The sequence below is a fragment of the Syntrophobacter fumaroxidans MPOB genome, from assembly GCF_000014965.1.
Classification (GTDB): domain Bacteria; phylum Desulfobacterota; class Syntrophobacteria; order Syntrophobacterales; family Syntrophobacteraceae; genus Syntrophobacter; species Syntrophobacter fumaroxidans.
The window spans coordinates 1,007,448-1,018,796 of the sequence record NC_008554.1; the positions used below are offsets into that span (position 1 = coordinate 1,007,448).

General features: G+C 59.9%; 10 protein-coding genes. 3 read left to right on the forward strand and 7 right to left on the reverse strand.

The features are described 5' to 3' along the window. Nucleotides 1-168 precede the first annotated feature (168 nt). The 3 genes from SFUM_RS04225 to SFUM_RS04235 are packed head-to-tail and all read left to right on the forward strand — an operon-like array spanning nt 169 to nt 2,326. Nucleotides 169-975, forward strand: coding sequence for a transporter substrate-binding domain-containing protein (locus SFUM_RS04225; protein ID WP_011697684.1), 807 nt, complete (start codon nt 169-171; stop codon nt 973-975). Next, nucleotides 975-1,715, forward strand: coding sequence for an amino acid ABC transporter permease (locus SFUM_RS04230; protein ID WP_011697685.1), 741 nt, complete (start codon nt 975-977; stop codon nt 1,713-1,715). The genes SFUM_RS04225 and SFUM_RS04230 overlap by 1 nt, the downstream gene beginning before the upstream one ends. Nucleotides 1,716-1,765: 50 nt before the next feature. After that, nucleotides 1,766-2,326, forward strand: a complete 561-nt coding sequence (locus SFUM_RS04235; protein ID WP_011697686.1) for a transglutaminase domain-containing protein — start codon at nt 1,766-1,768, stop codon at nt 2,324-2,326. Nucleotides 2,327-2,365: 39 nt separating this feature from the next. Here the strand turns inward: SFUM_RS04235 and SFUM_RS04240 are convergent, their stop codons facing one another. From SFUM_RS04240 to SFUM_RS04270, 7 genes are all read right to left on the reverse strand, one after another. Further along, nucleotides 2,366-3,100, reverse strand: coding sequence for an amino acid ABC transporter ATP-binding protein (locus tag SFUM_RS04240; protein ID WP_011697687.1), 735 nt, complete (start codon nt 3,098-3,100; stop codon nt 2,366-2,368). Between the two features lie 737 nt (nt 3,101-3,837). Continuing rightward, a complete protein-coding gene (locus SFUM_RS04245) occupies nt 3,838-4,293 on the reverse strand; it encodes a universal stress protein (RefSeq protein WP_011697688.1) in 456 nt (151 codons plus the stop codon). A 221-nt stretch (nt 4,294-4,514) separates the two neighbouring features. Continuing rightward, nucleotides 4,515-5,399 carry a CoB--CoM heterodisulfide reductase iron-sulfur subunit B family protein gene (locus tag SFUM_RS04250; RefSeq protein ID WP_011697689.1) on the reverse strand — a complete coding sequence of 295 codons (885 nt, stop codon included), beginning with the start codon at nt 5,397-5,399 and terminating at the stop codon, nt 4,515-4,517. Continuing rightward, a complete protein-coding gene (locus SFUM_RS04255) occupies nt 5,396-5,974 on the reverse strand; it encodes a 4Fe-4S dicluster domain-containing protein (RefSeq protein WP_011697690.1) in 579 nt (192 codons plus the stop codon). The genes SFUM_RS04250 and SFUM_RS04255 overlap by 4 nt, the downstream gene beginning before the upstream one ends. 122 nt (nt 5,975-6,096) lie before the next feature. Beyond that, the gene (locus SFUM_RS04260; RefSeq protein ID WP_011697691.1) at nt 6,097-9,516 is read right to left on the reverse strand and encodes a response regulator; all 3,420 of its coding nucleotides are present in this window, start codon (nt 9,514-9,516) and stop codon (nt 6,097-6,099) included. Between the two features lie 193 nt (nt 9,517-9,709). Beyond that, on the reverse strand, nt 9,710-10,849 hold the full coding sequence (locus SFUM_RS04265; RefSeq protein WP_011697692.1) for a Coenzyme F420 hydrogenase/dehydrogenase, beta subunit C-terminal domain: 1,140 nt from the start codon (nt 10,847-10,849) through the stop codon (nt 9,710-9,712). A gap of 36 nt (nt 10,850-10,885) precedes the next feature. Then, nucleotides 10,886-11,308: a hydrogenase iron-sulfur subunit gene (locus SFUM_RS04270; protein ID WP_011697693.1), complete on the reverse strand. Its 423-nt coding sequence runs from the start codon at nt 11,306-11,308 to the stop codon at nt 10,886-10,888. Nucleotides 11,309-11,349 lie beyond the last annotated feature (41 nt).

Genomic DNA, 11,349 nt, shown 5'->3' on the forward strand with positions numbered 1-11,349 from the left:
TGTAGTATATTTCCGATAAATCGCGTGGATGAAGCTCGAGTCGATTGCTCAAGGCCGGCCGGTCCAACCTCGGATCGCTCCTTTCGAGGCCGGTCTCCATGTCCGACCGTTACCGCCCGTTTCCGTGGATTTCCCGAATTCGAGATCAACCGTCGTGGAGGCACGAAAATGTTCCGAAAATGTCTATCCGCACTTTGGGTTCCGGCGCTTCTGCTGACCTGCGGAATCGCCTTTGCCGTGACGCCCTTCGAAGTCTTCGACGGGAGCGTCCTCAACCAGGTGATCAAGCGCAACAAGCTGATGGTCGGAATGGAAGTAAAATTCTTCCCCTTTGAATACGCTGACGAAAAAGGCCGGCCATTGGGATTCGACGTGGAAATCGCCGGGCTCGCGGCAAAGGAACTGGGCGTGGAACTGGAAATCAAGGACATGGAATTCAGCGGTCTCATCCCCGCTTTGCAGGGCGGCAAGGTGGACATGATCATCTCCGGGATGACGAGGACGCTGACGAGGGCCAAAACGGTGAGCTTTACGCAGGCGTACTTCGAGACGGGGTTGTGTGCCCTGTTGAGCAACAGGAGGGCCCCTGACGTCAAGGACGTCAAGGAGTTGAACGCCCCGGGCCGGGTGATCGCCGTCAAGCTCGGCACCACCGGGGACCTGGTTACGGCGAAGATGTTTCCCGAGGCACAGGTCAACCGTTACAAGGAAGAGACGGCATGCGTGCGAGAAGTGGTGACGGGAAGGGCCGACGCGTTCCTCTACGATCAACTGTCCATCGGCAAGCATCACAAGGAAAATCCCGATACGACTCACGCCGTGCTGACGCCGTTCACCTACGAACCTTTTGCCATAGCGATCCGCAAGGGAGACCCCGATTTTCTGAACTGGCTGAACCAGTTCCTCGAAACCATAAAGGCGGACGGACGCTACCGCGAGCTTCACGAGAAGCACTTTGGCGATATTCTGCGCTGATGCGGACGAAATACTCTCTCATCATCCGCGTGCTCATCGTCCTGGGAACGGGAGGCTGCCTGGTCTTCCTGTTCGGCCGGATCGAGTATCCCTGGAACTGGAGGGTTCCATGGGAATACCGGTGGCTTTTCTTTCGCGGCTTCTACACCACGTTCATTATCGCCGTCGGGGCCACATCGATGGGCTTCTGCCTCGGCGTCTTCGGGGGAATCGCGCGGACTTCCCGGTCGGTCCTGGCCAGGGAGACGGCGATGCTGTACGTGGAGTTCTTTCGAGGCACGCCTCTGCTGATTCAGATCTATATCTTCTATTTCTGTGTGGCGGCGGCCGTACATTACGACAATCCGGTGATCATCGGCATGTTCTCTCTGGCCGTGTTTTCAGGCGCCTATATCACGGAGATGGTGAGAGCCGGGATTGAATCCATCGACCGGGGTCAGATCGAGGCCGCCATGTCCACCGGCTTGAACGACTGGGAAACCATGCGATACGTCGTCTTCCCTCAAGCCTTCCGGCGAATCATTCCCCCCGTCGCAGGCCAGTTCGTCTCCGTTATCAAGGATTCGTCCCTGCTCTCGGTGATTTCCGTGCGCGAGCTGACCAAGGCGTCGGAAATCATCAACGCAACCACCTACAAGACTTTCGAGGCCTACTTGCCGCTGGCTGCGCTATACCTTATCATTACGTATCCGCTTTCCTATCTGACCCAGCGCCTCGAACAAAAAATCAAGCACGATTGAACGATTCACCGGGTAGGGCAGGGAAACCGCCGCCTCGAAGGGAAAAGACAATGAAAAACAAATCCGGTCGGAACGCCGTTACCCAGCTCAAGGCAACGAAACTGATCAAGAGCTTTGTGGAGGGCATGAAACTGGAAACCCTCGACGACCTGATCGCGCTGAAGGTCAAGATGCGCTCCGTTCTCAACACCATTCCCTACGAGGAATCCATTGTGCCCCAAATCCGTAAAATCATGTGGAGAAGAACCGCTCATCAGATTCTCGAGGACGGCTACATCTATTCGAGAGACTCCTGTACCGATATCGTTATCCTTTTCATGGCACTGTGCAAGAGCCTGGGGCGAGAGACCCGTTTCGTGAAGGTCAGGAAGCATAACGGCGATCCGGAAATGCACTCCATTGCGGAGATCCGATTGCCGAAACCTTACGGTTGGTACATCTTCGACCTGGCCTACGACAATCCGCCCGAGAAGGGGAGAATGACCCCCGGCTCCGTCTACCGAGGCTGGGAACTCTGGAGGAAGGGAAGGGACTCGTGGGACCTTGGCCTGTGGAAATACCGGGACAGGCACAAGATCTTCGCCCGCCCCTCATCCGCCTCCGGAAAATGAGGCTCTCTTCCCGCGGTTCCGCTCCACTCCGGACCGCGTTCAGTGCATCGGCGACAGCACCTGTTTCAGGAACTGCCGGGACCGCTCATGCTTTGGAGCTCTGAAGAACTCCGAAGGCTCGGCTTCTTCCAGTACGGCGCCGTTGTCGATGAACACGATTCGGTCCGAAACCTCCCCGGCAAAACCCATCTCGTGAGTGACGACGACCATCGTCATTCCTGTCTGAGCGAGATCCCGCATGACCGTCAGAACCTCGCCGATCATCTCCGGGTCGAGGGCCGACGTCGGCTCGTCAAAAAGCATGATCCTGGGTTTCATCGCAAGGGCTCGGGCGATTGCCACCCGCTGCTGCTGCCCCCCGGAGAGTTGAGACGGGTAGGAATTGTGCTTTTCCGCCAGGCCGACCCGTTCGAGCAAGGCCATGGCCTGATTGTGGGCTTCTTTCTTGTCCAGTCCGCGAATCTTGATCGGCGCCAGGGTGATGTTGCGCAAGGCGGTGAGGTGCGGGTACAGGTTGAACTGTTGAAAAACGAATCCGATTTCAGCACGGAGCCTGTGGATATCCGTTTTCGAGTCCGATAGGTCCATGCCGTCGACAATGAGGCGTCCGCGGTCAATGGGTTCGAGACGGTTGATGGTCCGGATCAGGGTGGACTTGCCGGAGCCCGAGGGCCCGCAGACCACCACCACTTTCCCCTGTGCAATGTGAAGGTTCACGTCGTTGAGGACGTGGAGCCGACCGAACCACTTGTGAACGCCCAGGAATCGAATCATTTCACCCAATCCGCGTCATGGAGCCGTATTGTCCCCGGATAGGAGGCCCCGGCCTCGTCTTTGCCGGGACGCACATTGATCGTGGCGGTCCGCGAGCCGACCGCATATCGTCTGTGCAGGGGGCGATGAGCGCACGGGTGTTTCATGAAAAGGCTGAATCGGCAGGACCGCGGGGTACGCCGCGCTGTTTTGTATACATGAGCTTCCGGGAGAAATCAAGGCACCCCGACAGGCATCCCGCGAGGCGCTTCCCGGCACGGCGGGAACACGGGGGCGCCGGTCTTCGTGGGCTCACGACCGGGTTGGTTTGCCCCCGTTCGGCGCGCCGGCGTTTCAATGCCGCTCCGGCACAGCCGTGCTCTTCGGCTGGTGGAATGCGGCGCGGCGGACGACTGGAGGAAGCGGCCTGCGTTCCGAAACGGATCCCCCGGTGACGGTATGGTGCCGGCGCCGGCAAAAAATGAGAGCCGGAAGGGGGCCTCCGGCTCTCCATGGATAAAATGAGAAACCAACTCTCTTGCAAACTATTCTCCAACTCGAGCGGAAAAAATGGAATCGGGTGAAACAGGTATTTTGGCCCGACAATCACAGTATTTCGTCCCCGGGGCCGACGGAGGCGCGCTACCGCCCACCCGCGCGGCGTCACCGTGACTTCGCGTTGCCGCTCGCCGCGCTCGGGCCGGAAAACCCTCCGCCCGAACCCATCGGAGCTTGCCCGCGCCCGCCAGTCCCGGACCTCATGGACGGGAGATGTTCGGGTTTACGGTGAACACCGGCACGGGTGAATTCTTCACCACCCGCTCCGCAACGCTCCCAAATGGAAATATGGCCTTCATGCCGTGCGTGGCCATGACCACCAAATCGGCGCCGATGGTCCTGATTGCCGTCAGGATTTCCTGCGCCGGATCACCCTGCATAATGTGAATGAAATACCGGGCACAACCGGTCAGCTTCCTGGAACACAATTCCTCCAGGCGTTCCCTCGACAGCTTAAGCCCGAATTCGTGTATTTCCTTCACGTGTTTCGGATCGAGTCCGCTCCCCCAGTAATGTTCGAACCTGGACAGGTCTTCGGAGACGTGAAGCAGATGCACTTCAGCGTCATACTTCCGGCTCAGTGAAACGACATAAGGTTCCGCGACCGATGCAGCCTTGGAAAAATCGGTCGGCCAAAGGATTTTTTCGATCTTCATGGACGCCTCCGCCCCGGAACTCCCCACCCCGATTCACGTTTTGCGCCTCACCCGCTTCGTCGGGCGTTCCCCTCCGGAGAACGACGCCGACTCCGGAGGTTGAATGAAACCGGATTCGGCGTCGTTGTCTTTCTCAAACATAAGGGCGGTTTCCGAAAGCGGCAATCCGGCCTCCGGCCTCCGCGCGAGGCCGAGTCCCGGATAAGATGTGTCGAGGCAGGCTATGCCCGGGATGAGGCCGACCGGAGCTTCGTTTGAAATCCCGCCGTCACGGCAAGATTCTTCTTCAACATCAGCTCCTCATCGGAGAGGCCGAAAGCAATCCCCATGAGTTGCGTGACGTACAGGACCGACTTGCTCATATCTTTGCCGAGCAGACGTGACGCCTTGTTCTGCTGGCTGTCCAGATTCATCTGGCACATCGGGCAGATGGTGAGAATGCAATCGGCTTCACTTGCTCCATTGAGCAAGTTCGCCACGAGTTTCAAAGCCACCTCGCTCTTGGTGGTCATCAATCCCGCCCCGCAGCACTTCGCTCCCATCGTCCAAGGGTAGACTTCGGCTCCGAGAGCCCGGATGAGGGGTTCCATCGAAACGGGAAACTGGGGATCGTCGGCGTCGGAATAGGGCCGTGCGAACTGGCAACCGTAATACGGGACGATTCTCATGCCCGAGAGCTTATTCTTCACGTTGGCCGCGATGGACTCGGGCCCGAAGTCTCTGACCAGCACGTCGAGGAGGTGCCGAACCTTTATTCCTCCCCCGTATCGAAGATTCTCTTCCGCCAGGACCACGTTGATTTTTTCGCGAATATCCGTACTGCGGTTCATGTGGTCGTCAACTCTTTTCAAGTTGAGATAACAGGCGTTGCAGGGTACGAGGACATCCGACCGGGGGGATTGTTTTCCGGCGATGGCGAGGTTCCTCGCCGGCAGGGCCAGCGACAGCAGATAGCTGATCGCATCCCCGGCGCTCGCGCCGCAGCATGTCCAGTCTTCGATCTCGGCCAGCTCCGCTCCAAGTGAATGCATCACGGCCCTGACCGAGGCGTCGTATTCGGACGCGGTTCCTTCCAGTGAACAGCCGGGGTAGTATAAGTACTTCATGATTCGGACTCCAGTTCGCGAACTTTTCGAAACAGACCGTCAAGCTTGCCCTTGGCAAAGAGAGCCGGCATCTGCGGGCTGATCTTTCCCTTGCGCAGAAGCTTCACGCCGAGCGAGGCGAAACGCAGCGGGGCGACCGGATGCTTCAGGCGCAGAAAGAACCGCGTCATCATGTCCATCTCCCTGACTCTCCCGTAACGGCGTATGTTGTCGACGAACGTGCTGTAAAAGACCGGACTCGTTTTGCTCCGATAGGTTCCGCGGGCGAAGGCGATTCGCTTGAGTGCCTGGATGGTTTCGGTCAGGGGCAGTCCGCGCGGGCATCGCAACGTGCAGTAATAGCAGCTTGAGCACATCCAAAAGGTTGTGCTGCGAAAGATTTCATCCTGTTCGCCCAGTTGCACGAGCCTCCACAACTGTCGCGGAGTGTAATCCATGGCAAATGCATTGGCGCAGGAACCGGTACAGGTGCCGCACTGCATGCAGGCGGAGACCTTTTCCGCGATGGGGTCCAGCGGACCAGCGGCGGCGGAGCCGCCATGAGCCGTGGTTGCGCCCGAGCTTTGTTCGTTCATGTGTACCATCTCCTTGTCGGGAAATGCTCCAAATGGTGCCCGGACCGAGCGCGGAAGTCCTCCCATGGAAGCCTTTCGCTCGGGCACGGTCCGCGCCGGTTATCGGCAAGAAACGCGATGAATCAGTCCAGGGCGGCATCCAGCACGGCATGCACCTGCCTGTCCTGGAAGCCGTGCAGGATGGCCGCGCCGTTGGGGCACGCCGCGGAGCATGCTCCGCAACCCTGGCACACGAATTCATCCACAACGATTCGTTCTTCTTCCTCGTCATACCACCTGGCGTGGAACGGACACGCGACCACGCATCTTTCGCAGAGCGAGCAGAGGCTGTGACGGACGGACGCGGTGACCGAGGCGGAAGTCAACCGGCCCCTTCTGAGGACGCCCAGGGCGCGCTGTGCCGCTGCTTCGGCCATGGCCACGGATTCCGGTACCGTCCTCGGCGAATGGGCGGTGCCGCACAGGAAAACCCCGCTCTTCATGGTGTCCACGGGCCGCCATTTGTATTCGGCTTCGCGCAGGAAGCCGTGTTCATCGGTCTCGAGGCCGAAGATGTCCGCGAGCCCGTGGCTGTCGTTGGGGACCATTCCCGTGCCGAGAACCACAAGGTCCGGTTCCAGAACGAGTTCCCTGCCCAGAACCGGATCGTAGGTCACAAGTTTCAACCGGCCGTTTTCATCGGAGACCCGGGGCTTCCGGTCCGTTTCGTAACGGACGAACAGCACGCCCTCCCGCCTGGCACGGGTGTAGTGTTCCTCGAAAAGCCCGTAGGTCATGATGTCCCGATAAAGAATATAGACGGCCGTATCCGGGTTGCGCTCCTTCAACTGGAAAGCGTTCTTCAACGCGGAAAGACAGCAGACACGGCTGCAGTAGTTGCGGCTGCCTTCGCGCGATTCGACGCACTGGATCATGACCACGGTGCCGAGACCGCTCGCATCCAGCTTCCCCGAGTGGAATTGGTCTTCGAATTCCATCTGGGTCACCACCGCATCGTTACGACCGTGGAGATAGGCTTCCGAGTTGAATTCCACGCCCCCGGTGCTCAGGATGGCGACCCCGTGTTCGATGGATTCTCCCGACCCGTCTTGAGTTTCCACAGTGGTGACGAAATGACCCAGTCGCCCCTGCGAGTGAACCACCCTCGTACCTGTATGGACGGTGATGTGGGGATGGTTGGCCACGGCTGACAGGGTTTTCTCGAGGAGCGCTTCGGGTTGCGGTTCCTGCAGGAATCGTTTGAGCAGGCGGAGGTTTCCTCCGAGCTCGGGATTCCGCTCGATGAGATGGACCTTGTATCCGTGATCGGCAACCGACAGTGCGGCGGTCATTCCGGATATCCCTCCACCGACGATCAGTGCCGCCGGAACGGCTTCATCCCTGGTCCGCGGAAACGGCTCCGCTCCTTTGAGCTTGGCGGCCGCCATGCTGAGGACCGCATAAACGGCGGAGCGAGGGCCCTGTTCCGAGGACTCCGGCTGCGAGTGAACCGGGGTGTGAATGTCCGTCACCTCCATGAACGCCGGATCGAGCTTGAGCGACTTGCCCAACTCGCGGAGCTTTCTCCGGTAGACATAGGGCATGCAGGCTCCGATCAAAACTCTGTTGGCTCCCGTGCTTGCGAGCGCTTCTTCCAGTTGTGCCCAGCCGGCGCGTGTACAGAGCCGGTCGATGGTGAATCCGTGAGCCGCGTACCCGTCCTGTGTGAGGTCCGCAATCAGCGACGTCGGGTCCACCTTTTCCGCAATGGCGCCCCCGCAGCTGCAAATGGCCACGGCAAGACGCGAGGGCTCCCGGGAGACATCGCGGAACATCTCCTCCGGTTCGGATATCTCGACGAGACTCTTCCCCTTGGAATGGAGCAGCAACGATGCGCTCAGCGAGGCGGAATTCGCCTGGATCACGGATTCCGAGATGTCTTTCGGGCTGGAGGCGGAGCCGCTCACAAACACCCCATCCCTTGCGGTACGGTTGGACGAGTAGTCCTGAACCCGGCAGAATCCCGCCTGGTTCAGCTCGATTCCGACCGTTGCGGCGAGCTCTTCGAGCCCGCCCCCGGGCTTCTGACCCACCGCAAGGACCGCCAGGTCGAAGGGCTCGTCGTGCATGGCGCCGTCGGCGTCCGCGAAAGCGATCCTGATTCCGCCCGCATCGCCGCCCGGCTCCACCGAATGCACCCGGCTTCTCACGAAGCCGATGCCGTGTTCCCGCTCGGCGTTATCGCGGTACTGCTGGAAATCCTTCCCGAAGGTGCGCATGTCCATGTAGAAGATCATCGCCTCAACGGCCCCGTCGGTCTTCTGCTTGGCCAGGACGGCTTCCTTGATGGAGAACATGCAGCAGACGGACGAACAGTGGGGAGCGCCTTCCGCCAGGTTGCGGGACCCCACGCACTGGAGCCACGCGATCCTCCGGATCGGTTTCCCGTCACTGGGCCTTAGCAGCTGTCCGCCGGTGGGACCCGTACCGCTGATGAGCCGTTCGAATTCGACGCTGGTCACCACGTCCGGCAGGGTTCCGTATTCGTAGGTGTTGGCTCCCGCCCGCGGATCGGCGGGCACCGCGCCGGTGGCCAGTATCACGGCCCCGACTTCCACCCGGCGCTCGGGGACTTCGAGAGTGGCCTGGTAGGTTTGTACGGCCATTTCCGTGAGCGCCTCGATGTCGAACGGTTTCATGATGTAGTCTTTGGCTCCCACCTTCATGGCCTCGACGGCCGTTTCGATCGTGGCGTAAGCGGTCATCATGACCGCCGGGAGCTCGGGATGCATTTCCTTGGCGATCTTGAGCACCTCGACGCCGTCCATTCCGGGCATTTTGACGTCCAGAAACAGGAGCCCGTAAGACTGCCGGCCAAGCATTTCGACCGCCTCGGCGCCGGATGCCGCCATATCCACCGCAAAACCCGCCTCATCGAGCCATTCCTTGATCGAGTCGCGCACCACCAGTTCATCGTCGACGACCAGGATGCGGAAACTGCGGCGGGCTTCCAGATTGAGGTCGATCGCTCCGGTGGGGCAGGCGTTCTGACATGCGCCGCAATGGTTGCAGGCGTCGGTGTCTATGACGTAGGAATTGGGCAGATTGTGAGGAACGGGGAGATAGACCGCCTTGCGCGTCGCGAGCCCCGCGTTGAACTCGTCGGGGACCTCCACCGGACACACTCGAGTGCATTCGCCACAGCCGTTGCAGCGTTCGGGATCGATCAGCGAAGGCCTGTATCTCAGAGTGGCGACGAACTTGCCCGGTTCTCCCTGGAGCGCCGCCAGTTCGGTTGAGAGCATGATTTCGATGTTATCGTGGAACAGCCCCTTGCGGAGACAGAACTGGGAACAGGTGTCGCGTTCCGTCATGGGAAGCATCCTGCACATCCCGCAATGGTCCGTAGGGAACTGGTGATCGAGTTGCCGCAAGGTTCCCCCAAGGTTCGGGGCCTTGTCGACCAGCAAAACATGGTGCCCCATTTCCGCTAAATCCAACGCCGATCGGATGCCGCTGATACCCGCACCTATCACCAGGGCCGAAGCGCCTTTTTGATTCATCGTCTAAACCCCCGATGGGTTGTCCCGTATGGATATTCCGATTCAGGAAACCGAGCCGGCAACATCCGACGGTCGTGCCGGCCTTCAGTTCTTCCTTGCACCGCGAGCCGCCCCCCAACGGGACGACGCGCCGAAAACCCCTCTCTCCTCCGCATCGCCGCCGCGGCAGGGCAGGGGAGCCGTGGTCGATTCTTTATTCCTTGCCCCCGGTGACCTCGGGAAATTCCCGCTCGCGAAACACCGAAAGGGGAGGCTCGTCTTCAATACCGGCCCCGGCGTTGTATTGGAACGCACGCTGCGTGTAATGCGCCACGGTCCGGAACAGCTCCATGACCGGCACGTTGTTGGGGCAGGCGTTGGAGCATTGGCCACAGCCGATGCAGGCGGTGCTCATGTGCGCCAGCCGCGTCAGGTGGAAAAAGACGGTGTCCGTGGGCATCTTGATGACACCCTTGCGTTTGGCCCAGCGGAGGTATTGTTCGGGCTCGTGGTCAAAAACATCCGTCAGGAATACGCACTCACGGCAGTAACAGACCGGGCAAGCCACGCGGCAGTTGTAACAGTTCACGCAGTTGCTCAGATAGCTCATCAGCTTCTCGATATCGGCCGTCGCGTCGCTCGTTTCCTGGAACATCCGATCGCGGTAGGCCGTCCGCGCTGCGATCACTGCGGCGACGGCTTCGTCCCTGGAAGCCGGCAGGGTTGCTTCGGGAAGCTTCATTTTCTCCAGGACTTCTTCCCCCCGCGGTGTGTTGGCCTTGACCACCATCGAGTCGAACACGTCCATGCCGAAGGTGCAGACCATCAGGTCGGCGTTCTCTGCCACGGGGTATTCGCACGCCTTGCAGGCAGGGGAGAGGCCGACGCCGTCGGCTTCGGCCTGCCCGGGCAAATCCGCGTGGAACTTCAAGGTCGATTCGATCCCCCTGGACCCGGCATAGCCGGCGTAATCGGTATTTCCAAACGCTCCCGAGCAGTCGGCGCCGATGAGCAGGACTTCATCGAGGCTTCCCTGCTTGAGTTTCACCAGTTCGACGAAAGCGCGGATTTCACAGGGTCGCAATACCGCCGCGACCAATCCGCCCGTCGGTTTCCGGGTGAGCCTCGCGAGCAGTCGTGCCGCATTCATGGGGAATGCGGGCGCGAACGGATCCGCTTCTCCGAGCTTTTCGGGATCGGTAACGAGGGTCGGCATCACCGCGCTTTTCGCGGCGAGATGCTGCGGCACCAGAACGGCGCCGACCTGGCCCGTCGCCAACAACGCTTTCAGAAATTCCTGGAAGGAGAGAACCGGATTGCGATCCTTCACCGATATTTTTGCTGCCCTGGCCATCGTTTTTCTCCAACTTGTGCTGTTCTGTTGAACCGCTCACAGAATCATCTTTTGTCTCAGATCGTTGAGACCCAGCTGTTTGATTTCGGCAACGAGCTCTTTGACGGTGTTGGCGAAATCAATGCCCTCGCTTGCCCCGATCCAGGTCATCTTGAGCCTGCGCTCGTCTATTCCGAACCGGGGCAGGATCTCCTTCAGGAGCCTGACCCTGCGCCGGGCCTTCAGATTCCCGTTGATGTAATGGCAGTCGCCCGGGTGGCAACCGCTGATGAGCACTGCGTCGGCGCCTTCGAGAAGGGCCTTGATGACGTACTTCGTATCGATCATCCCGGTGCACATCATTCTGATCATGCGCACGTTCGGAGGCTGAACCAGCCTCGAAGTGCCCGCCAGGTCGGCGGCCGTGTAAGTGCACCAGTTACACACGAAGGCGATGATCGTCGGTTCACGGTCTCCCATTTTCTTCCTCCTTGATATGCAACGCAGCCGACAGCGACCCC